Annotated in this window: 16 protein-coding genes and 1 other RNA gene; 8 read left to right on the top strand and 9 right to left on the bottom strand. The window is 60.3% G+C overall.

From position 1 onward, the window contains the following. Positions 1-82 precede the first annotated feature (82 nt). Together rho and trxA are read right to left on the bottom strand one after the other, a co-directional pair. Positions 83-1,345 (bottom strand): transcription termination factor Rho, encoded by a 1,263-nt coding sequence (gene rho / locus AC1D1Y_RS08520; RefSeq protein ID WP_007875125.1) that lies wholly within the window; start codon positions 1,343-1,345, stop codon positions 83-85. A 245-nt stretch (positions 1,346-1,590) separates the two neighbouring features. After that, positions 1,591-1,923 (bottom strand): thioredoxin TrxA, encoded by a 333-nt coding sequence (trxA, locus tag AC1D1Y_RS08515; protein ID WP_007875124.1) that lies wholly within the window; start codon positions 1,921-1,923, stop codon positions 1,591-1,593. 239 nt (positions 1,924-2,162) lie between these two features. Here trxA and AC1D1Y_RS08510 point away from each other — a divergent pair, with 239 nt between their 5' ends. The 3 genes from AC1D1Y_RS08510 to AC1D1Y_RS08500 are packed head-to-tail and all read left to right on the top strand — an operon-like array spanning position 2,163 to position 8,670. Next, the gene (locus AC1D1Y_RS08510) at positions 2,163-4,694 is read left to right on the top strand and encodes a PD-(D/E)XK nuclease family protein (RefSeq protein WP_477681958.1); all 2,532 of its coding nucleotides are present in this window, start codon (positions 2,163-2,165) and stop codon (positions 4,692-4,694) included. Further along, complete coding sequence (locus tag AC1D1Y_RS08505) at positions 4,691-7,993, top strand: UvrD-helicase domain-containing protein (protein ID WP_477681957.1); 3,303 nt, start codon at positions 4,691-4,693, stop codon at positions 7,991-7,993. The genes AC1D1Y_RS08510 and AC1D1Y_RS08505 overlap by 4 nt, the downstream gene beginning before the upstream one ends. Before the next feature lie 44 nt (positions 7,994-8,037). Then, positions 8,038-8,670: a hypothetical protein gene (locus AC1D1Y_RS08500; RefSeq protein WP_477651558.1), complete on the top strand. Its 633-nt coding sequence runs from the start codon at positions 8,038-8,040 to the stop codon at positions 8,668-8,670. A 21-nt stretch (positions 8,671-8,691) separates the two neighbouring features. Here the strand turns inward: AC1D1Y_RS08500 and AC1D1Y_RS08495 are convergent, their stop codons facing one another. After that, positions 8,692-9,834, bottom strand: coding sequence for an ABC transporter substrate-binding protein (locus AC1D1Y_RS08495; protein WP_477681956.1), 1,143 nt, complete (start codon positions 9,832-9,834; stop codon positions 8,692-8,694). A 421-nt stretch (positions 9,835-10,255) separates the two neighbouring features. On the opposite strand from AC1D1Y_RS08495, the gene AC1D1Y_RS08490 reads away from it, so the two are divergent. From AC1D1Y_RS08490 to AC1D1Y_RS08480, 3 genes are read left to right on the top strand one after another with little or no spacing between them, the layout of a single operon-like run. After that, positions 10,256-11,647, top strand: coding sequence for a TIGR03862 family flavoprotein (locus AC1D1Y_RS08490; RefSeq protein WP_477681955.1), 1,392 nt, complete (start codon positions 10,256-10,258; stop codon positions 11,645-11,647). 27 nt (positions 11,648-11,674) lie between these two features. Further along, positions 11,675-11,956, top strand: coding sequence for a hypothetical protein (locus AC1D1Y_RS08485; RefSeq protein WP_477651562.1), 282 nt, complete (start codon positions 11,675-11,677; stop codon positions 11,954-11,956). A gap of 16 nt (positions 11,957-11,972) precedes the next feature. Further along, on the top strand, positions 11,973-12,449 hold the full coding sequence (locus tag AC1D1Y_RS08480; protein WP_477681954.1) for a low molecular weight protein-tyrosine-phosphatase: 477 nt from the start codon (positions 11,973-11,975) through the stop codon (positions 12,447-12,449). A 134-nt stretch (positions 12,450-12,583) separates the two neighbouring features. On the opposite strand, the gene ffs is transcribed toward AC1D1Y_RS08480, so the two are convergent. Continuing rightward, an RNA gene (gene ffs, locus AC1D1Y_RS08475) (signal recognition particle sRNA small type) lies at positions 12,584-12,680 on the bottom strand. Positions 12,681-13,011: 331 nt separating this feature from the next. Between ffs and AC1D1Y_RS08470 the strand changes: the two genes are divergently transcribed. Next, positions 13,012-14,511: an MBOAT family O-acyltransferase gene (locus AC1D1Y_RS08470; RefSeq protein WP_477681953.1), complete on the top strand. Its 1,500-nt coding sequence runs from the start codon at positions 13,012-13,014 to the stop codon at positions 14,509-14,511. Here the strand turns inward: AC1D1Y_RS08470 and AC1D1Y_RS08465 are convergent. From AC1D1Y_RS08465 to AC1D1Y_RS08445, 5 genes are all read right to left on the bottom strand, one after another. Beyond that, positions 14,508-15,578 (bottom strand): hypothetical protein, encoded by a 1,071-nt coding sequence (locus tag AC1D1Y_RS08465; RefSeq protein WP_477681952.1) that lies wholly within the window; start codon positions 15,576-15,578, stop codon positions 14,508-14,510. The two genes, AC1D1Y_RS08470 and AC1D1Y_RS08465, sit on opposite strands and share 4 nt — an antisense overlap. Further along, a complete protein-coding gene (locus AC1D1Y_RS08460; RefSeq protein WP_477651566.1) occupies positions 15,554-16,489 on the bottom strand; it encodes a class I SAM-dependent methyltransferase in 936 nt (311 codons plus the stop codon). The genes AC1D1Y_RS08465 and AC1D1Y_RS08460 overlap by 25 nt, the downstream gene beginning before the upstream one ends. Further along, a complete protein-coding gene (locus AC1D1Y_RS08455) occupies positions 16,482-17,981 on the bottom strand; it encodes an SDR family NAD(P)-dependent oxidoreductase (RefSeq protein ID WP_477681951.1) in 1,500 nt (499 codons plus the stop codon). Before AC1D1Y_RS08455 ends, AC1D1Y_RS08460 begins: the two co-directional genes overlap by 8 nt. Position 17,982: 1 nt before the next feature. After that, positions 17,983-19,737, bottom strand: coding sequence for an HAD-IIIC family phosphatase (locus tag AC1D1Y_RS08450; protein WP_477681950.1), 1,755 nt, complete (start codon positions 19,735-19,737; stop codon positions 17,983-17,985). Positions 19,738-19,832: 95 nt separating this feature from the next. Further along, on the bottom strand, positions 19,833-20,075 hold the full coding sequence (locus AC1D1Y_RS08445; protein ID WP_477651569.1) for an acyl carrier protein: 243 nt from the start codon (positions 20,073-20,075) through the stop codon (positions 19,833-19,835). Positions 20,076-20,307: 232 nt separating this feature from the next. Between AC1D1Y_RS08445 and dnaX the strand changes: the two genes are divergently transcribed. After that, the gene (dnaX, locus tag AC1D1Y_RS08440; protein ID WP_477681949.1) at positions 20,308-22,149 is read left to right on the top strand and encodes a DNA polymerase III subunit gamma/tau; all 1,842 of its coding nucleotides are present in this window, start codon (positions 20,308-20,310) and stop codon (positions 22,147-22,149) included. Positions 22,150-22,227 lie beyond the last annotated feature (78 nt).

Genomic DNA, 22,227 nt, shown 5'->3' with positions numbered 1-22,227 from the left:
TTGATGAAACGGCCCGCGAACCCGGCAGGCTACTGGCGGGCGCCGGGCGGATGCCGCAATGGCATGCCCCGCGCCAGGCTGTTTAGCCGCCCCGGCGCATCATGTCGAAGAACTCGTGGTTGTTCTTGGTGGCCTTCATGTTCTTGAGCATGAGCTCCATGGACTCGATTTCGTCCATGTTGTACATGAATTGGCGCAAAATTCGCGATTTTTGGAGGATTTCGGGGGCCAGCAGCAGTTCTTCCTTGCGGGTGCCGCTGCGGTTGAGGTGGATGGCCGGGAACACGCGCTTYTCGTAMAGGCGGCGGTCCAGGTGGATTTCGCAGTTGCCGGTGCCCTTGAATTCTTCAAAGATCACCTCGTCCATGCGGGAGCCGGTATCGACCAGGGCCGTGCCGATGATGGTCAGGCTGCCGCCTTCTTCAATATTGCGGGCTGCGCCGAAAAAGCGCTTGGGGCGCTGCAGCGCGTTGGCGTCCACGCCGCCGGTCAGCACCTTGCCGGAGGAGGGCAGCACGTTGTTGTAGGCACGGGCCAGGCGGGTGATGGAGTCCAGCAGGATGACAACGTCCTTGCCGAGTTCGACCAGGCGCTTGGCGCGCTCGATGACCATTTCGGCCACGTGCACGTGGCGCGCGGCGGGTTCGTCGAAGGTTGAGGAGATCACTTCGCCGCGCACGCTGCGCTGCATTTCGGTCACTTCTTCAGGGCGCTCGTCCACCAGCAGCACCATCATGACCACTTCGGGGTAGTTGGCGGTGATGGCGTGGGCGATGTTCTGCATCATCACGGTCTTGCCGGACTTGGGCGGCGCCACCAGCAGGGCGCGCTGGCCCTTGCCGATGGGCGAGACGATGTCGATGATGCGGCTGGTCAGGTTTTCTTCGCCCTTGATGTCGCGCTCGAGCTTGAACTGCTCGCGCGGGAACAGCGGGGTCAAGTTCTCGAACATGACCTTGTGCTTGTTGTCCTCGGGCAGGCCGTCGTTGACCTTGTCGAGCTTGTTCAGCGCAAAGTAGCGTTCGCCGTCTTTCGGGGTACGCACTTCGCCTTCGATCATGTCGCCGGTGTGCAGGTTGAAGCGGCGGATCTGGCTGGGGCTGATGTAGATGTCGTCGGTGGACGCGGTGTAGCTCGAATCAGGGGCCCGCAGGAAGCCGAAGCCGTCGGGCAGCACTTCCAGCACGCCGTCGGCCACGATGGTCTCGCCGGTTTTTGCACGTTTTTTGATGATGGCGAACATCAGCTCCTGCTTGCGCATGCGGCCGACGTTTTCGATCTCAAGGGCTTCGGCCTGCTTGAGGACTTCAGACACGTGCAGTGCCTTGAGTTCGTTTAAGTGCATGGAATTACTCCTTGCGGAGTTCATTGATGGAAAACGGGGGAGGTTTGAAAAGAAGCCGCAGAAGATGGCTTACAAACCGGGAACTCGAACCGGGCGGCGAGGGGCCGACCGGTGAATAAAGCACATTATGACAGGAAATTCAGGCGGGAAATCGCGGCTGTTTTCCGGTGCCCGGACCCCGGCCGGCGGGGCTGCGCTGATCGGGAAGCGGCCTGGGCCGTGCTTCCCGGTCAGCGCGTGAACGTTCAGGCCAGTTGCTGGTCGATGAACGCGGTCAGCTGGGCCTTGCTCATGGCGCCGACCTTGGTGGCGGCCAGCTGGCCGTCCTTGAACAGCATCAGCGTGGGGATGCCGCGGATGCCAAACTTGGCGGGGATGTCGCGGTTTTCGTCGACGTTCATCTTGGCGATCTGCAGCTTGCCGTCGTAGCCGGTCGCCACTTCGTCAAGAATCGGAGCGATCATCTTGCACGGACCGCACCATTCGGCCCAGTAGTCCACCAGCACGGGCTTGGAGGATTGCAGCACATCGGCTTCGAAGGTGGCATCGGTGGTATGTTTGATCAGTTCGCTCGCCATGGCGGCTCCTTTGTCTGGTTAGGATGGTTACGATACGGTACGGGGCTAAAGTTGCAGTCATTGTGGCAGAAAGCAAGTAGCCGGGTCGGGCGGGCAGGGGCTATCACCCTGATAGCCATCCGCTCAATCCGCATGCGGCCCGCCCTGATCCTTCCCCCTGTTGCCCGTCGCCAAACCCTGTARTGCCACCTGCTCATACCGACGCTGCCCCGCCCGATGCGCTCTGCTGGCGCCAGGCCATGGCCCGGCTGGCCGAAGCGATCGCGGCGCGTGGCGTGCACCCGGCCGAGGCCGTCGTGTTGCTGCCCTATGCCCAGCTGATCCAGCAGGCGCGCCAGGCCTGGGCCGCGCAGGCCGGCGAGACCTTTTTTGTCCCGCGTTTTGAGACCACCATGAACTGGGCCGGCGGCCTGGGCGGCATGCTGGGCCTGTTCACGCCCTCGGGCGACGATCTGCGCATGGACGTGGCCGTCGACATGCTGACGGCCGCCTCGCTGCTGGACCGGGCCGGGCTGGGCGGCCAGCAGGATGCGCTGGCCGGCCGCCTGGTCGAGGCTGCCTGGAGCCTGGCCGGCGTCGCTTGCGCCGTCATGCCGGCCAGGCGCCGGGCCTGGAGCGAACGGCTCGCGCTGGCCCTGGGTGCGGGCCTGGATTCCCCGGTGCTGGCCCTCGAGGCCGCCGTGGGCCGCATCGCCCTGGCCTGGGCCGCGGCCTCGGCCTATCCCACGGACCGCCTGTTCCAGGCCCAGCCCTCGCTGTTCGCTGTACTCGAAGGCTTCCAGGCCGACCCGCTGACCGAGGCGCTCAAGGCGCACTTCGGCGAACGCTCGCTGTCCATCCCCTTGTGCATTCCCTTTGAGGCCAGCCCGCCGCCCGCGCTGCACGCCGCCCAGGACGCCGAAGACGAAGCCGGCCGCGCCGCCGCCTGCGTGCTGGCCCATTTGGCGCAAGGGCGCAGCCCGGTCGCCCTGATTGCGCAGGACCGGCAGCTCACGCGCCGCGTCGGCGCCATGCTGGCCGAACGCGGCATCGCCATGCGCGACGAAACCGGCTGGAAGCTTTCCACCACACGCGCCGCCGCCGGCCTCATGAGCCTGCTGCGTGCCTTGCCCTGGGACGCTTCCACCGACGCCGTGCTGGACTGGCTCAAGAATGCGCCGGCTTTTGAGGCCATGCTGGTGACGGCCGCCGAGACCGAGCTGCGCCGCGTCGGCGTACGCGCCTGGCGCGACCTGCCCCCCTTCGCGGCCGAAGACATCGCGCCGCCGGCTTTTTTGGCCACCCAGCCGCTGGCCCTGCAAGCCAATGCGCTGCGCGCACCCCTGGCCCGCGCCCGCCCGCTGGCCGTGTGGCTGCGTGACCTGCGCGCCGCGCTGCAAGCGGCCGGCCAGTGGGAGGCACTGGCGCAGGACGAGGCCGGCCAGGCCGTGCTCGAGGTGCTGCGGCTGCACGAAGGCGCCGAGGCTGAATTCCAGGCCTCGCCGGTGATGCGCCTCAACGATTTCACCCAGTGGGCCAACCAGGCCCTCGAAGGCGGCAAATTCGCACCGCCGCATCCGCCGGCCGAGCAGGTCGTGATTCTGCCGCTGCCTCAGTTGCTGGGCCGGCCCATGCGCGCCGTGGTGCTGCCCGGCTGCGACGAGATCCGCCTACCCGTGTCGCCCGAACCCGCCGGCCCCTGGACGCCTACCCAGCGCGAACTGCTGGGCCTGTCTTCGCGCGAAACCCTGGCCGCCGCGGCCCGCCAGGCCTGGCGCTATGCCTTGCAGGCGCCGCGGGTCGACGTGCTCTGGCGCACCAGTGAATCCGGCGAGCACCTGATCCCCAGCGGTTTTGTGCAGGAACTACTGCTGGCACGCGATGAGGCACCCGAAGAGACCGAGCTCGCCGCCGACCCGCGCAGCCTGCGCGCCGTGGAGATTGAGCCCACGCCACATCCCTTTCCGACCGGCGAGGCCTTGCCTCTCACGCGGCTCTCAGCCAGCGCCTACGAAGACCTGCGCCGCTGTCCCTACCGTTTTTTTGCGCTGCGCCAGCTCAAGCTGCAGGAGCCCGAGGAGCTGGAAAGCGAACTCGGCAAGCGCGATTTCGGCAACTGGCTGCACAGCCTGCTGCGGCATTTCCATGAGGCGCTCAAAGCGACGCCCACGGACGACCCGGCCGTGCGCGTGACCATGATCAACGCGGCAGCCGACCAGGCTGCGCAGGAACTGGCGCTCGGCGAAAGCGAGTTCCTGCCCTTTGCCGCCGCCTGGCCCGGCGTGCGCGAGGGCTACCTGACCTGGCTGGCCGGGCATGAAGCGACCGGCGCCACCTTTGACGAAGCCGAGGTCTGGCGCGAAATGCCGCTGGGCGAACTCACGCTGCTGGGCAAGCTGGACCGCATAGACCGCCAGGCCGACGGCCACGCGCTGCTCATCGACTACAAGACCGAGCCGCGCGCCACCACCGCCGAGCGCATCAAGAACGGCCAGGAAGACACACAGCTGGCCTTCTACGCCGCGCTCATGAGCGACGACACCCTGGCCGCGGCCTACGTCAACCTCGGCGAAAAAGAGCCGACCAAAACCTATGAGCAAGCCGAGATCGTCGGCCTGCGCGATGAACTGATCGACAGCATCCTGACCGACATGGCCCGCATCGCACGCGGTGCGGCCTTGCCGGCGCTGGGCGAGGGCAAGGCTTGCGACTATTGCGCCGCCCGAGGCCTGTGTCGCAAGGACTTCTGGAGCCTGGACGAGGAAGCCATGGCCGGGGAGGAGGGCGCATGACCCCACCGTCCAACACCTTGATCGCCCACGCCGCCGCCTACGAATGCAACGGCGAGCCGGTCTCGGCCGAGGCGTTTTACGCGATTGCCTGCGACCCGCGCCGCAGCGTCGCGGTCGAGGCCTGCGCCGGCGCGGGCAAAACCTGGATGCTGGTCTCGCGCATCGTGCGCGCCCTGCTGGACGGCGCCACCGCCGCGCCCGGGCAGCAGGTCTTGCCGCATGAAATCCTGGCCATCACCTTCACCAAAAAAGCCGCCGGCGAAATGCGTGAACGCCTGGACGACTGGCTCAAGGCCTTCGCCCATGCCGACGACGCGACCCTGCAGCGCGAGCTTGAAATGCGCGGCGTGCAGCTGGACCTCGGCAGCGCCAAGGGCCGCAACGCCGCGCAGCAGGTGCGCGAGCAGCTGTCCAGCCTGTACCGCTCCATCCTGGCCAGCGGGCGCTCGGTGCAGATACGCACCTTCCACAGCTGGTTCGCGGCGCTGCTGCGCAGCGCGCCGGTCGCGGTGCTGCAGCGGCTCGAGCTGCCTGTCAATTACGAATTGCTGGAAGATGACGCCCCCGCGCGCGCGCTGGTCTGGCGGCGCTTTTACGCGGCGGTCGCAGCCGATGCCGCGCTCAAGGCCGACTTCGAGGCCGTGGTGCTCGCGCACGGCCGCTTCCAGGCCGACAAGGCCTTGCAGGCCGCGCTCGACAAGCGCACCGAGTTCACGCTGGCCGACGAAAAAGGCGTGATCGCTGCCTCGGTGCAGCCCTTCACCGCGCAGTTCACCGAATTCGGCGGCCTGGACGAACCCGAAGAGCTGCTCAGCACCAACCGCTTTCACCGGCAGGCCTTGAGGGATGCCGCCATCGCGCTGGGCCGCGCCAGCGCGCCGACGTTCTCGGCCAAGGGCGTGGAGCTCGAACAGGCGCTGACGGCAGGGGACATCCCGGCCGCCATTGCGGCCCTGCTGACCGAAAAAGGCACGCCGCGCAAGTTCGGCGAAAAAATCATCGGCATCGAACAGGTGCGCATTGCCCAGGACCTGGTGCTGCGCGTGGCCGCCGCCCGCCAGCAGCACGACGCCTGGCAATACCAGCAGCGCCTGGCGCGACTGACGCGCGTGCTGATCGCGCAATTCACCGCCCTCAAGCGCGAACGCGGCTGGGTCGACATGAACGACGTGGAGCGTGCCGCGCTGCTGATGCTGGCCGACCCCGTGCTCTCGGGCTGGGTGCAGGAGCGCCTGGACGCGCGCATACGGCACCTGATGATCGACGAGTTCCAGGACACCAACCCGCTGCAGTGGCAGGCCCTGTATGCCTGGCTCATCGGCTATTCGGGCGCGGGCACGGCGCCCAGCGTGTTCCTGGTGGGCGACCCCAAACAAAGCATTTACCGTTTCCGCCGCGCCGAGCCGCAGGTGTTCCGCGCCGCGCAGGCTTTTGTGGTGCACGGCCTGGGCGGTGATTTGCTCAGCTGCGACCACACGCGCCGCAACGCCGAGGCCGTCATCGACACCGTCAATGCCGCCATGGCCACGGCGCGCGAGGCCGACGGTTATGACGGCTTTCGCGAACACACCACAGCCTCGGGCCTGGCCGGCGCCGTGGGCCGGTTGCCGGCCATTCCGCGCAACAAGGACGAAGAAGACGCCTCGCCGCTGGCCGCCGGCTGGCGCGACAGCCTGACCATGCCGCGTGAACTGCCCGAGGAAACCCTGCGCACGCGGGAGGCTCGCCAGGCCGCGGCATGGATATCCGAACAGATCGCCGGCGGGCTGCGGCCCCAGGACGTGATGGTGCTGTCGCGCAAACGCGCCGGCCTGCTGCCGCTGCAGGACGAACTGCGGGCCCTGCATATCCCCGCCCAGGTCGGCGAAAAAACCGAACTGATTGACTGCTGCGAAGTGCTCGACATGGTGGCGCTGCTCGACGTGTTGGTTTCGACGCAGCATGATTTGTCGCTGGCGCGCGCGCTGCGCTCGCCGCTCTTCGGCCTGGCCGACAACGAGTTGGTGCAACTCGCGCTGCTGCAGCGCGAACACGGCGCGCCCTGGTACGCGCTGCTGCAGAAAGAAGAACTGCTGACGCCCGAACTGCAGGGCCTGGGCGAAATACTCGCGCGCTGGAAAGGGTGGCTCGACAGCCTGCCGCCGCACGACGCGCTGCAAGGCATTTACGACGATGGCGACGTGCTCGCGCGCTTTGGCGCCGCCGCGCCTGCCGCGCAGCGCGGCGCGGTGCTGGCCAATTTGCGCGCGTTGCTCGGCGTGTCGCTCGAACTGGACGGCGGCCGCTACGCCACGCCCTATGGTTTTGTGCGCGCCCTCAAGGCCGGCGGCACGCAGGCGCCGGCCACCGTCAGCAGCGAGGCCGTGCGCCTTTTGACCATCCACGGCGCCAAGGGCCTGGAGGCTGATGCCGTGCTGCTGCTGGACACCGATACCGTCGAGCGCAACGCCGACAGCATGGGCGTGCTGGTCGACTGGCCCGGCGAGGCGACCGAGCCGCGCAAGTTTGTGTTCCTGGTCAGCGAAAGCCGGCCGCCGGCCTGCGCCGCCGATGCCCTGGCCGCCGAGCAGGCCGCGCGCAAGCGTGAAGAACTCAATGCGTTGTACGTGGCCCTCACGCGTGCCCGCCACACCCTGGTCATCTCGTCCATAGAACCCTACCGCGCCACCACCGAAAGCTGGTGGCAGCGCCTGCAGGGCCTGCTGGCCGAACTACCCGCACCCGTGGTCGATGAAAGCGCCGGCCTGCGCCCTGAGGCTGCGGATGCCGGCGTGTTCTACCTGCCCGAACTGCCGGAGCTGTCCGAAAGCCTGATGCCGGATCCCCCGGCCTTTGAGCATGTGGACGAAGATTCCCTGAAAGCGCGCATAGGCAAGGGCATGCACCGTCTGCTCGAATGGGGCGGCGCGCTGTCGCCCGAACAGGTGGCGGCCGCGGCCCGCGAATTCAGGTTGAGCCCGGCCCAGGCCGCGCAGTCGGCCTCGCTGGCCGGCCGCATCCTGGCGGGCGAGGGCGCCTGGGCCTGGCGGCCCGAGGTGCTGGCTTGGCAGGGCAACGAGGTCGACCTGGTCTACGCCGGCCAGGCGCTGCGGCTGGACCGCCTGGTGCAGCGCAGGGACGCGGGCCATGAAGGCCACTGGTGGGTGCTCGACTACAAATCGGCCGTCGCCCCGCAGCGGCAGCCCGCCCTGGTCGCGCAGCTGCAGGCCTATCGCGCGGCGGTCCAGCGCATTTACCCGGGCGCGCCGGTCAAGGCGGCTTTTCTCACGGGGCAGGGAACTGTGGTCGTGGTGGAGTGATCTCACCAAACTTGCCCGGCACCCCTGCCGATTGAAAGGCAACCATGTTCAAGTTCAAGCATCTGACGGTTTCACTGGCCTTGCTGGCCGCCATTCCTCTCGCGATGGCGCAGGCGCCCGCCAACCCCACACTGCGCCTGCGCGCCACGATTGAAAAAGTCGATGCCACCAGCCTCACGGTCAGGGAACGCAGCGGCGAAGTCATCACCCTGGTGCGACCCGCCGCGATGGACGTCTCCGAGGTCTACCCGCTGGCGCTGGCCGACATCAAGCCCGGCAGCTACATAGGCACGGCCGCCATGCCGCAGGCCGACGGCAGCCAGCTGGCGCTTGAAGTGGTGGTGTTTCCCGAAGCCGCGCGCGGCACCGGCGAAGGCCATCGCCCCTGGGACTTGCGACCCGAGAGCACCATGACCAATGCCACGGTGGCCGACCTGGCCGCCGCGCCTTCCACGGTGCCCGGCGGGCAAAAGCTCACGCTGCGCTACAAGGACGGCGAAAAAACCGTGATCGTTCCGCCCAATGCCCCCGTGGTGTCCTTCAAGCCCGGCAAGGCCGACGAAAACGTCTTGCTGGTGCCCGGCGCCAAAGTCATGATCACCGCGCAGGAGCAAGCCGGCAAGCCGACCGCGCTGCGCGTGATCGTCGGGCGCAACGGCTTTGCGCCACCTATGTAAACAGGGTGCTCGAAGAGCCGGTCAGGTCAAGAGCCGGCCGTCAAAGCCCACCACGCCCACGTCGACAAAGGTGCTGCCCACGCGGTTGCCGTTGCCATAGCTGACGCGCATGCCGCCCAGGTCGAAGTTGGTGATGCCGTCCAGCGCATTGATCAGCGAGTCCCGCGTCACCTTGGCGCCGCCGCGGCGCAGGCCTTCGGCCATCACGCGTGCGTTGACATAGGCTTCGAGGCCGAACAGCGTGTAGTCCTTCCAGCCGCTGGCCTGCATGTCGGCCTGGTAGCTGCGCACCAGCGTATTTTTATTGGACACCGGCGAGGGCACGATGATGGCGAAACCCACGCCGCGCGCCTTCTCGCCCATGGCCGTGATATTGACGGCGCTGGCCGCGTTGGACAAACCGTAGACCGTGCTGGTGCCGCCCGCATCGCGCAGGGCTTTCACGAACAGCGGCGCCACGCCCGACAGCACCATGATGACCACCTGCGGCTGCGCCTTCGCGATGGCCTTGGCCGCGGGTTCCACGTCGGTGCTGGTGTTGGTCGGCGTGGTGGCGATGATCGCCGGCTCCAGCTTCACCTCGGCCATCACCTTTTGGAAGGATGCCAGGATGGACAGGCCCAGCGGGTCCTTGGGGTGCACGATGCCGATGCGCGTGGTGCCCAGCGTGACGGCGGTGTGGATCAGTTTTTCGATTTCGGCGTCGAAGGTCGCGCGCACCCAGAACACATTGGGCGGGCTGTTTTTGCGCACCGCCGCGGCGCCGGCCACCGGGCCCACCACCGCGAAGTCGCGAATGGTTTCCACAATGGCCGCGCAGGGGCGCGTGCCCAGCGGGCTCAGGATGCCGAGCACCGAGTTGTCGGCCTGGAAGGCCAGGGCGTTGGCCTTGGCGAGGTCCGGCTTGAACTGGTCGTCCGCCGTGACCAGCTCGACCTTGGCGCCGTTGATGCCGCCGGCCTTGTTCAGGGCGTTGAAATAGGCCGTCGCGCCTTTCACCAGGTCGCCGCCAATGCCTTTTTCAAGGCCGGTCTGGTCCACCGTGGTGCCCAGGCGCAGGGTGCGGGACTGGGCCCAGGAAGGCGCCGCGAAGACCGCCGCGGCCGTCCCGCATTGCTGAAGAAAACGCCTGCGGGCGAAGGGAAGGGCGGTCGGCTTGTTCAATCGGGTCTCCGGTTTTTAGGACGCGCGATTTCCGAGATGGTAAGCACGCTTATTAATCCTAGCATGGGGTATGCCGCGCTTTGGTGAGGAAGATCGGGTTCATCGAACAATTTTTCGGGCCAGTCTCAGATTCTGAGATTTGCTTAAGTTGTTCGTACTAAGAGTGGGTGTTTTTGCCATCCGCACCTGTTGCCAGGAAATCACGGAGCGCTTGCGCCAAGCCTTTTTTGGAGAGACCTGATCTCGCGAAATGCGCGCGCGCCATGCCGCCCCCGGCGAGCCTTTGTCGCGCCCCTGTAATAATCGGGTCATCCCTGTTCCGACCCGGCGCGTCCGTCCTTGACGCTTTGCCCTTCGCCACCGCGAACGTTTCGGTTTTTTCTTCCCTGCTTAACCTGTGACCGCTGCACGCGGAATCCCCTTGACACCTGGCGCATCTCCTCTTGAATCAACACCCGCCGCCGCATTGCGCGTGGCCGTCATCGGCGGCGGCCCCGCCGGCCTGATGGCCGCCGAGACGCTGGCCGGCGCCGGGGCTGCCGTGTCCGTGCAGGTGTATGACGCCATGCCTTCGGTGGGCCGCAAGTTTTTGCTGGCCGGCATAGGCGGGCTCAACCTCACGCACTCCGAGCCGCCGCAGATTTTCCTCAGCCGCTACGGCGAGCGCGCCGCGCAACTGCAGCCCCTGCTGGCCGCCTTCGGCGCGGCCGAGCTGCGCGCCTGGGCCGAGGCCCTGGGCGTGGAAACCTTTATCGGCAGCTCCGGCCGCGTCTTTCCCAAGGACATGAAGGCCGCGCCGCTGCTGCGTGCCTGGCTGCAGCGCCTGCGCAATGCCGGCGTGAAGTTTTCCATGCGGCACCGCTGGCTGGGTTGGGCCGACGACGGCGCGCTCAGGTTTTCAACACCCGCCGGCGAAGTGCTGGCGCAGGCCGATGCCGTGGTGCTGGCCCTGGGCGGCGGCAGCTGGGCGCGGCTGGGCTCCGACGGCGCCTGGGTGCCGCTGCTGGCCGCGCGCGGCGTAGCGGTCGCGCCGCTGCTGCCTGCGAATTGCGGCTTTGACGTCGCGGCGCGGCCCGACAGCCCCGCGCAATTGCAGGAGGCGATTGCCGACCCCGGCGAAACTCGCCGTGAATTTTTGCAGGAGCTCATAGGCAAAAGCCCGCAGCCCCACACCGGCTGGACCGAACACTTCGCCAGCCGCTTCGCCGGCCAGCCCTTCAAGTCCGTCGCCATCCATTTCACGGACTCGCGCGGCCGCAGCTTCAGTCGCAAAGGCGAGTTCATCGCCACCGCCACCGGCGTCGAAGGCAGCCTGGTCTATGCCGCATCCCATTTGCTGCGCGACGAGATCGCCGCCCACGGCAGCGCCACCTTCATGCTGGACCTGCTGCCCGACAAATCAGTCGAACAGGTGCTGGTCGAAGTGCGCCACCCGCGCGGTTCGCGCTCCCTCTCCAGCCACCTCAAGAGCCGTTTGAATCTCGACGGCATCAAGGCCGCCATGTTGTATGAACTGCTGGGCAAAGACGCCATCGCCGACCCGGTGCGCCTGGCCGCCGGCATCAAGGCCTTGCCGGTGCGCGTAACCGCCGTCCGGCCTCTAGACGAAGCCATCAGCACGGCAGGCGGTGTGATGTTCGAAGCCATGGATGCGACATTGCAATTGCAAAAGCTCCAAGGCCCCGGCCAACCCGTGTTCTGCGCCGGCGAGATGCTGGACTGGGAAGCGCCTACGGGCGGCTACCTGCTGACCGCCTGCTTCGCCAGCGGCCGCGCCGCGGGGCAGGGCGTCATCGCGCACTTCGGCCTGTAATCCAATATTCCGGAAAAGGGGAAAGCCATGATCGTCCGTTTCAACATCGAACCCATGATGCAGGAAGAGTTCGAATACCGCGTGAGCTACGAAGGCGAAGAGCTCTTTGGTGACGCCGGCCTGGACAGCGTCGAGGCCTGCATCGTCGCCGCCACCGAAGGCCTGGGCCAGGACGCCATTGCGGCCGAAGTGGCCTACAAAGGCATCATCAGCGGCACCTACGCGCTCGCCTCGCTGGCACTGGCCTCGGCGCAGATCGCGCAGCATGCGCTGCAGACCACCGAGGCGATCGAAGAGGCGGCCCAATAGCCGCGCCGTTCATCTGATGAAGAGGTACTCCATCCTCTTTGTCTGCATGGGCAACATCTGCCGCAGCCCCACGGCCCACGGCGTGTTCCAGCGGAAAGTTCTGGACCGCGGCCTGGGCGGCCGGGTGCAGGTCGATTCAGCCGGCACGCACAACTACCACCCCGGCAACCCGCCCGATGAGCGCTCACAGGCGCATGCCTCCAAGCGAGGTTATGACCTCTCAGGCCTCAGGGCCCGGCAGATTTCGGATGCGGATTTTGAGCGCCACGATTTGATCCTGGCCATGGATTGGGACAACCTGGCTTTGGTGCAGGAGGAATGTCCCGCTGAGCATCTTCACAAAGTGCGCAGGCTCACGGAGTTTTGCTTGAAGCATGACAGCCCGGTGGTGCCTGATCCCTACTATGGCGGCAAGGATGGCTTTGAGCAGGTGCTGGACTTGGTGGAGGATGCTTGCGAGGGGCTAATGCGCCACGTTGAGCAGCGACTGTAGCGGGACGATATCCAGGCTGGCCGGATTTGCAATCCGGTACATAGGCGCTTTGCTGCCGGTGGAGCCTGCGAGAGGTCTTTTGAACGCCGCTCTGGGAATAAAACCCGCAAGAAACGCGGATTTGAGGTGAATAAGGTGACGAGCCTTGACCCCGGCACTGGCTCCACAGTTAGGGCTGCTTGGTTCCCCACCTGACCCGGTTGGCCGCTTTACCATGCGGGAAGGCCCGTCAATAGCTATTGTAAGGGCAGGGGAGGAAGATTCAAGGGCCTACCAGCTACAAACCGCATCGCTGCGGTGGCCATAGATATATCGGCGAAGCTTTTATGAATCGTGTTCAGCTTTTGCCAATTATGGCCTTAGCCTCTCGCGAAGATAATTTCTTCAGCGCGTTCACTAAAAGACTAGGCATTTCAAACCTTGATCTCGGTGGTTGTATTATTTATCGATTCAAAACGCTACCGGTGCTAACTCGCATAGGATAGCCAACCTGCCAGACCAGTTTTGGGCGCACATGCTATTTAACTCGTACGACTTCATTTTCCTTTTTCTTCCCTGCACATTGGCCGGTTTCTTTCTGTTCGGTGCTTTTGGGTACAAGCGAAGCGCGTCACTTTTTCTGGTCTTGGCTTCTCTGTTTTTTTACGGTTATTGGGACGCCAATTATTTGCCATTGCTACTAGGCTCAGTCCTATTGAATTTTTCATTGGGGCGTTGGCTGTCTCCCGGGGAAAGAGCGACGGATAAATTGAGGCAGGCTTTGCTTCTTATCGGCGTTTCGCTAAATCTTCTGGCGCTTAGCTACTTCAAATACACCGGATTTTTCATTGAAACGATAAATGCACTTACCGCCGGTACATTGAGAGCCGAACATATCGTGCTTCCGTTGGCAATTTCCTTTTTCACAATTACGCAAATCGCATATTTGGTTGATGCGTATTCAGGAAAGGTGAAGGAATACAGTCTCTTGGATTACATGTTGTTTGTGACCACGTTCCAACATTTGATTGCCGGGCCGATCGTTCACCACAAAAGTCTCGCGCCACAGTTTCAGTCTTCGGAGTTTTTCCGGCCACAAATAGTGAACATCAGTGTCGGCTTGACGTTCTTCATCATTGGACTAGCAAAAAAAGTGCTGGTTGCCGATCAAATGGCTCCTTATGCAGATGCAACATTCAGCATTGCTTCTGAAGGCGTTAAACCCTTTTTTCTAGAGGCTTGGCTTGGGATACTCGCCTTTATTGTCCAAATTTACTACGACTTTTCAGGATATTCAGAAATGGCAATCGGCTTGGGATTGCTATTCAATATTCGGTTGCCCGTAAATTTTGCATCCCCATATCAGGCAGTAAATATAAGTGACCTTTGGCGGCGGTGGCATGTCACTTTGTCGCAATTCTTGCGCGAATACCTTTTTACCCCACTTGCCCTATTTACAGCGCGCCGGGGTTGGGGCTGGGGTGTCTATCCTGCACTTATGCTAACAATGGTGATTGCAGGCCTTTGGCACGGGGCAGGCAATAACTATGTTCTTTTTGGGCTGCTCATGGGCGTCTATATCTGCGTGCATTACCTATGGCAGTCAGTCTGCCGAAGATGGATAAAAAAGACCAATTCCGCTACAGGAAATCTTGTTCGACGAGTCGCATCCAAAGTTTTGACCTTCTTTTGCGTCGTTGTTGCTTGGGTCATCTTTCGGGCTGATACGCCAAGAAGTGCATGGATATATTTGCAAGGAATGCTTTCCTCCACTGGGGGGAGCACTGGAACAATGCACTCCGGCCTTAACACGCTTTCCTCTGGCTCGATTGTTAACGCCTATATCGCAGTACTGCCATGGATTGCGATAGTCTTATTCCTGCCCAATATCTTGTGGTGGATGGCTGATTATTCTCAAGAATTAGAGTTGGATAAAAAGCTGCGGCCCAAGCTGAGTCAGTTGCACCGTTTTTTAAAATGGCGACCGAATGTATGGTGGGGGTGTGCTGCAGGTATAGGCGCGGTGTTTTCTCTGATTGGAATAGGCGAAAAAACAGTGAATTTTATTTACTTCCAATTTTAATAGGCTGGTTTTTCCTTCAATAGGCCGAGTCTTTTCACTGCAATCTGTGTGAACTTGGTAGCGCCGATTAAGTTCATATGATCAATGTCGTACAGATAGGGTAGCGATATGCCGGATGTGCCGTCTGGAAGAGACTCATAGGGAAAACTATCCATCATCGAGCGGTTGATAAAATGGCGATTGCCAAGGCCATAAGATGCGGCGTCACTCATGACTATGTTCTGTGAACATTGCCGAAATTGTTGAAGTATTTGCTCGTAGGTTCGCAGATCTTCTTTTTTGTAATTAGCCATCATGTATGGGCTTTCCGGGAGATCAATTACATACAGATCGATACCTTCCCGATTTATTAATTTGCAAAAAGCATCAATCTTTTCTTTTATGTTTGCCTCGAACACAATGCTCTTTTGATTCTCTTTCCATATCAATTTTGACTCTGTCGATTCTTTTTCTATTAGGCCGGTGGCGGACGATTCGCGAGTTGATTCAACCTTGATGAAATGAGTCGACAGTGTTCTTTGCAATGCCTTTCCCGGGCTGGTTTCCGGATGCTCTTTCCACTTATATGCGAGCTTGATCATGTCCCTGGCTGAAGCCAAGTTATATCGGGAACGAAAGGTATTCAGCAGATTTGTGTGCTGAGCCAGCTGGGCTTCCTTCCCCTTGCGATTGGTGAATTGCCAGATACTGGTACCGTAGACGATCTTCTTTGGGTAGCCATTATTTTCCCGAAATTTCTGCATGATTGCTGGCAGTGTTTCGAGATACAGAGCCCCCATCATGCAAGCTGAAATATTCGGCGTTCCCGTGAGCTGGCTCACATTGTTGAAGTTCCATCCAGCATAGCTGTGAGAGTCGCCAATAAAAAATAACTCTGATTGAGTCAAACCGGCGGTTGCACAGCCAAACGAGCTGTTTTCACGAAGGCTTGCCAGATAGTTATCTGTATTGGCACGCAGACTATATTGACCCGCCGCAATAAGGCTCGCTGAGACAACAATAGCCGTTAGAAAAAACGCGAGTAGATAGCGTCTAGGACTTGTCATGGACAAGCGATGATCACGCATGAGATGGTGGCTTTTCTTTTCACAGCCTGTTCAACCGTCATTCCCGTTTCAGGAAACAAATGGTTTTCGATGATTTTCAAACCGGAAGCCACGACAAGCGCGGTAGCTTCGGCCGGCGAATTGAGCAGGTAAATGTGATCCGGTGCGGGCGAGTTCACCGGGACATTGATAAAAATCCGACCGTCTGAGGAAAGATTTTTAGCGACACCTTTGAGTAAAGAGAGTGGGTCTTCTACATGTTCCAATACTTCACTCAGCACTATGCTGTCAAAAGTTTCTGTAACCGTTCCAGCGGCGGCATCCCGCAAACTGAAGTCGATTTCCATCTTGATGCCTAGTTTGTCGAGACAGTGTTGAGTCAATTTCAATGATGTGTCGCTAATATCCCAGCCCGAAAGGCGAGACACTCGCCCGGATTTGGCCGCAAAATACATAAACAATCCATGTCCAGGGCCAATCTCCAGATGTCGACTATTGGGTTTATTTGAGGAAAAGAAGCTGCGCTTGAGCAGGCTGGCTGCGCCCCGATGGTTGCTCCAATAGAGTTGCGAGATTAATAAACCGTCCATGTATTTCGTCATGTAGTCCGGCTTGCCATAAACTGAGCTCTCGACTTGATTGAGGAGAGAGAACCGATATGTGCCAGTTCTTGAGAAGTGCAACTGCTCACGAGTGAATTCCTCGCACATCCAGCGGTAGCTCTCAATATATTTTGGCAGGTGATCTCCGGCTATCCTCAAAATGAGTTCGGCGAATTCATGAGCATCCTCCAGCTCTTGCGCAGTCCTTGAGATCAGCGCACGACCGAGGAATTTTTTATGTTCGGGCCACAATTTGAGGGTGGCGTCGATCAAGACTCTTAATGATGAATCTTCCGGGAAATCTGCAAGCAGTTGACTTTGTTCATTCATCGATGTTCTCTCTTTTTGCTTCCGGTAGATCAAGGTATTTCATATTTCCAGGCGCGGTTCCCGGAGTCATTGCAGAGATGATTTGATATGCAACTTCGCTGGCCGACGCATAACCGCGAGAGGATTGTGAGGCATTTGTCATGTCGGTCAGCATACGAGGGGGGCGCACGATAACAAAGTTTTTTGACGGAATTTCCCTTGCGATCGCACAAATCCAGCCCTCAATTGCACATTTCGCAGCCGTATAGGCGCTGAATTTTGGTTCTGGATGCACGACAAAAATCGATGAAATCGTTAGAAATGTCCCGCCTGGCTTAAGTACTTGAAGCAACCCGTAGCTAGTTCGTACGGTAATGCCCAAAGCGATGGATACATAAGCCAACACGTCTTCTTCCGATTGCTCCGGCAGGCTCGCGGCAATCGGTGGGGGTAACGCACTATTGATGAGTACGTCGATTTCGATGGCATTTCTTTTTATGGTTCCTAGAACTGCCTCCACGCCAATAGAGGTAGAGACATCGCCTTGAGCTAGCGTGGCTTTTCTTCCTAGTGACTCTATGTCTTGTTTTATGCTTAAGGCTTCAGCGGTGTTTGATCGATAGTTAACAACTACATCAGCGCCGTGAAGCGCAAAGGCGCGCGCCAGGACTGAACCCAGTCCGCGGCTTGCTCCAGTGACAAGTATGGTCTTTCCAGCGAATTTATTTGATATTCCGATCGCTGCTTGCAAGGTCGACAAGTCAAATCGAACGGGCTCGGGACGAACCCACGAGACAATGTTGAATGAGACTATGCCCGCTCCCATCCCTGTAATTTCGATGTGATTGAATTGTTCKTGAAGCTCCGCACTTAGGGCGCTCAAGTTGAACTGTGTGGCTTCGATTTTGTTGTCGAAAGTAAACTCGAAATTGGTGAACAAAGCCTGTCGACCTGGAATCTGCATGCCAACCAAATAACTCGCCCAGCATATCGCCTCAATCTGGTGCATTGGGAGTTGCTCCACCCGCAACTCGAAGTCATTTGCTAATTTCTCAATTGCATTGATATCAATCTGATAGCGCCTGGCCTCTTCTATGATTTCAGGTATGTCATCCTTAAAGTTAATTCCGGCCCTGGCCGCTAGCAGGGGGGAGAATTTTCTTGGGCGCATTTCGATGCTTGCAGATGAAGCATTCGCCCAAGTAAAGCTCAAACTCATGCGAATGCTTGCATTCTTCCGGATACGAACGACGACTTGATGCCCTTTGTCTTCGATTTGAACTTGATATTCTTCGTCCAGAAATAAGGGTTTCTTGAAATTCACCTTTATGAATTCCAACTGAAACGCGCGTCCTTTTGCCCAATGACCAAGCGACCAAAGCACGGCAGCGCAGCCGTAGAAGACGCGGCGCCCAAAAGGGGTGGAGTGAGCGTATTGCTCATCCAGATGAAGAGGATTGATGTCGTGCGACAGTTGCGCAAAAATCGTCAGTTGCTGTTCGCTGAACTTCATATCAAGACGCTACAAACACTGAGTGGTTCAATTGGGCATTGATGGTTTCTTTGGCACTGAGGTCGAAGACCCACAACGTACTTCCATCAGGGTCGGTTTTTTCAAGGGTAAAGCCGAGTTCAAGATAAAGTTCTGCAACCATTCCATTCTTTGCGGTGGGCACATAGCGTCCCATTATTTTTTTCAGAGACAGGTCTAAGGCGCTTTGCAGGATGCGCTTGAAAAGTAGACGCTCGACCCCTCTTTTCAATACTCTGCAGCTCATTAGCCAGGTGTCGATGCTGAGATATTGCTTTTCTACAGTTGCCATAAATACGGAAATCAGGCCGTACTGGCTAAAACGATCCTCGAGCCTTACCATGAAAGTCAATGCCGATGCATCGTTCATCCATCCTCGAATTTGCGTTTCTGTATACCGGCGTGTCGTTAGATTGAATTGATTGGTCTTGTTTATTAGTTGAGTTATACGGGGGATATTGATTTCATCAAATGGTGAGACACTGCCTGTCATTTGGAGGTCGCGCAAATACTCGTTGTAATCGCCAGCTTTTAGCTGAGCAGAACTCCGTTCAACTGCTGACCGATAAGACGCGGTGCGATTCATGTCCTCCTGAGTCAATGCGACAACGTCAAGCAACTTGCATTGCCCGAGGGCACGAGCATATTCTGCGGGATCGTCGGGTAGGGGGAGAATGGCCACTTGCGGCAGGCTCCGGCGAACTATCTCCCGTTCGGCGGGATTGTCATCCACAAATATCATGGAATCCAGGCCAATGTTCAGGGCGGCCGCAATGTCTATTAGGTTTTGATCCTTTGGCTGCCAATTTGCGCAGAAGTAGCTGAAATCTTCAAGCTTTAAAACCATTTCGCTGCGCTTGAGAAAGGGCTCTTGCGCTGTATCGAGATCATTCTTGCTACAGGCTGCAAGCAGAATGCCCCTATTTTTTAATGCCTTGATCGCGGTCTGAAATCTTCTGAATCCTTCGCCTCCGCTGGAGTCCTCGCCAATTTGAATTCCAGAAATTCCATCGTCGCCAATCACGCCCCCCCAAAGTGTGTTGTCGAGATCGAGCACCAGGCATTTTCTGTTCTTGCCGTATACGCCAGCGATGACGGCGGCTAAGTTGTCTGCATAGACCGTCCAAAATGGCTCAGCGACCGGAATTTTGGAGAGGTCGTATAGCCGATCGTCACGCCATGCTCTCCCGCCGTGGAATCTGGCCATCGCAGACACGCCGTTGAAATGAACGTACGACGGAGCTTGGAGGGCAAGTGCTCGATTAACGTCCAGGATGTAGTTGGTGACGCTTTTGGCATATTTGACTTCGTAGTTACCGAATGCTCCGACGTCTTCGAGTTCAAAATCATTGGCAATGATTTCGCAATCCAGGAGGTGATGCGCTGCTTTCCAAAGCGAAAGCCAGCGCTCGATTTCAGGTTCGAGTTCTTCAAAATGCAGATGTTCTCGCCCAACATAAAAGTAACAAAGATCGGGGGCGAATAGTTGCAGTTCACGGTCTTGCGAAAGAATCGCTTGTTCATGCAGGCCATACTCGGAAACCCACAATTGCGCAAAAATTCCACGTTTCAACAACTGCAGTTGAAGCCATGGCTGTACTGCCTGAAATGTATACCCTGACAGGACCGCTATTTTCTTGATTAAGAACCCAGCTTCTACGAACGTTTCAAGTGAAATCTTGCTTAGACTTCGAGCCAGCATCGGGGCTTGACTTGGATTGAAGTCTTGTGCGGACAAGGCATCAAGAATTAAGGAGAGAGCTTCCCGTGGACTGGCCTCGATTGCCGTGTGGATCTTTGACCGAAGGCTTGGCATTTTTTAGTTAACGAAGTTTAGTTGCCCTGGATTTTTGCCTGAACCAAGTCAACCAGATCACCCGCAGTTTTTAGCCTATGCACTTCACTTGCAGTGATTCGAATTGAAAATTCGCGTTCCGCTGCAACAATTAAATGTACGTGCGCAAGTGAATCCCATCCTTCAACATCATCCGCAGTCAACTCACGGTCAAAGATGACTTCATCGTTGTCAAACACATCGCGCATCAAGGTTTGCAGGCGTTGTTCAATCTGTGGCATAAAATTTCCGGGGTAAGTTGGAGATGAGGAGTTGAAGCAACTTGGCGATGGTTGCTAGTCATTGACGGCGTTGGCAAATATTTTAGCAGGCGGAGCCGATTCACCCTCGACTGGAGGATGTGGAAATGGGGTCGCGAGATCTCTTCCACCATTTTAGTTGCAAGACAAAAGCTGAGGTGGGACTTGACGTAGGTCTGTGAGTAGTGGGGTGATAGCGCTTTAGAATCGTTCCATGTCCTATCTCGTCCTAGCCCGTAAATACCGCCCCAAAAATTTCTCGGAAATGGTGGGGCAGTCGCATGTGGTGCAGGCCCTGGGCAATGCGCTGGCTACCAAGCGTTTGCACCATGCTTACCTGTTCACTGGCACGCGGGGTGTGGGCAAGACGACGATTTCGCGAATCCTGGCCAAGTCGCTGAACTGCCTGGGCCCGGACGGGCAGGGCGGCATCACGGCCACGCCTTGCGGCGTGTGCCAGGCCTGCACCGACATCGACAGCGGCCGTTTTGTGGATTACACGGAACTGGATGCCGCGTCCAACCGTGGTGTCGATGAAATCGCGCAACTGCTGGAGCAAGCGGTTTACAAACCCGTTGTGGGGCGCTTCAAGGTCTTCATGATCGACGAAGTTCACATGCTCACGAACACGGCGTTCAACGCCATGCTCAAGACGCTGGAAGAGCCCCCCGAATACCTGAAGTTCGTGCTGGCCACGACCGACCCGCAGAAGGTGCCGGCCACGGTGCTGTCGCGCTGCCTGCAGTTCAACCTGCGGCCCATGGCCCCCGAGACCGTTCTGGAGCATTTGACGCAGGTGCTGGGCGTCGAGAATGTTCCGGCCGAGCCGCAGGCGCTGCGCCTCTTGGCGCGCGCGGCGCGCGGCTCCATGCGCGATGCGCTGTCTTTGACCGACCAGGCGATTGCCTTCGGCTCGGGCTCGCTCGACGAAACCAGCGTGCGCACCATGCTGGGCAGCGTGGACCGCAGCTATGTGTACCGCCTGCTCGATGCGCTGGCGCGCGGCGACGGCAAGACCGTGGTGGAAACCTCGGAGGCGCTGCGCCTCAACGGCCTGAGCGCGGCCTCCACGCTCGAAGAAATGACCACGGTGCTGCAGCGCATGGCGGTGCTGCAGGCGGTGCCGGAGATGGGCGAGGGCGGCGACGATGCCGACCCGGACATCGCCGAGACGGCGCGGCTGGCGCGCGCGCTGCCGGCCGACGAAACCCAGCTGCTCTACAGCCTGTGCCTGCACGGCCGCGGCGAGCTGGGCCTGGCGCCCGACGAATACGCGGGCCTGACCATGGTGCTGCTGCGCCTGCTGGCCTTCAAACCCTCGGCTTCTTCGGCCAGCACCCAAGCGGGGGGTGCCGCCGAGCCCGGAAAAAAGCCCCAGCCTGAGGTCGCGCGGGCTGCTGCGCCCGCGCCGGTCGCCGCACCTGCGCCGGCAGCGCCGGCCCCGGCACCTGCATTTGAAAGAAGGCCGCCTGTGGCGCCTCCAGCCCCCCCGGCGCCGGCTGCCCAGGCCGAGCGCGCGCAGGCTGCCCCCCATGTCACCGCCAGCGCGCCGGCCATGCCGGAGCCGCCGCCTGTGCAGGCTGCGCCCCCGCAACCGCCACAGCGCCCGCCGGCCAGCGCGCCTTCGACCACGCCCCCGCCGCTGGTGCCCGTACCCCTGGGCGAAGCCTGGAGCCAGACCGTCAACCAGATGGTCGCGGCCGAGGCCGTGGCGGCTCTGACGCGCGAGCTGGGCCTGCAGTCGGAGCTGCGCAGCCAGGACGGCGCGCTGTGGACGCTGCGGGTTGAGCGCGAGTCGCTGAACCAGGCGGCCGCGCGCGAAAAGCTGCAGGCCGCCCTGCAAACCCATGTGGGCGACCCGGCCCTCAAGCTGGTGGTGGAGGTCGGCCCGGTCACCGACACCCCGGCCCGCCGCAATGGCGCCGCCGCGGCCGAGCGCCAGCGCGCGGCGGAAGAACTGATACAAAACGACCCGCTGGTGCAGGACATGATGCGCGACTGGGGAGCGAAAATTGTCCCCGGCAGCATACGGCCGCTGGCCGCCAAGTCGATATGATTAAAGCCAGTCGCAAGCACGCATTGCAAACACCCGACACCGCCCAAACTCCCCGATTTCACGATTCAAAAGGAACAC

The sequence above is a fragment of the Polaromonas sp. P1_G1 genome (genome assembly GCF_056405595.1).
Note: the sequence above shows the minus strand (reverse complement) of the source record. Positions and strands in the feature narration are given on the sequence as shown.

What these genes read in the sequence shown, in the direction of transcription:
- trxA (WP_007875124.1), bottom strand. Translation starts at nt 1,923, where the DNA reads ATGGCGAGCGAACTGATCAAACATACCACCGATGCCACCTTCGAAGCC.
- AC1D1Y_RS08510 (WP_477681958.1), top strand. Translation starts at nt 2,163, where the DNA reads ATGGCCCGGCTGGCCGAAGCGATCGCGGCGCGTGGCGTGCACCCGGCC.
- AC1D1Y_RS08505 (WP_477681957.1), top strand. Translation starts at nt 4,691, where the DNA reads ATGACCCCACCGTCCAACACCTTGATCGCCCACGCCGCCGCCTACGAA.
- AC1D1Y_RS08500 (WP_477651558.1), top strand. Translation starts at nt 8,038, where the DNA reads ATGTTCAAGTTCAAGCATCTGACGGTTTCACTGGCCTTGCTGGCCGCC.
- AC1D1Y_RS08485 (WP_477651562.1), top strand. Translation starts at nt 11,675, where the DNA reads ATGATCGTCCGTTTCAACATCGAACCCATGATGCAGGAAGAGTTCGAA.
- AC1D1Y_RS08480 (WP_477681954.1), top strand. Translation starts at nt 11,973, where the DNA reads ATGAAGAGGTACTCCATCCTCTTTGTCTGCATGGGCAACATCTGCCGC.
- AC1D1Y_RS08465 (WP_477681952.1), bottom strand. Translation starts at nt 15,578, where the DNA reads ATGCGTGATCATCGCTTGTCCATGACAAGTCCTAGACGCTATCTACTC.
- AC1D1Y_RS08460 (WP_477651566.1), bottom strand. Translation starts at nt 16,489, where the DNA reads ATGAATGAACAAAGTCAACTGCTTGCAGATTTCCCGGAAGATTCATCA.
- AC1D1Y_RS08445 (WP_477651569.1), bottom strand. Translation starts at nt 20,075, where the DNA reads ATGCCACAGATTGAACAACGCCTGCAAACCTTGATGCGCGATGTGTTT.
- dnaX (WP_477681949.1), top strand. Translation starts at nt 20,308, where the DNA reads ATGTCCTATCTCGTCCTAGCCCGTAAATACCGCCCCAAAAATTTCTCG.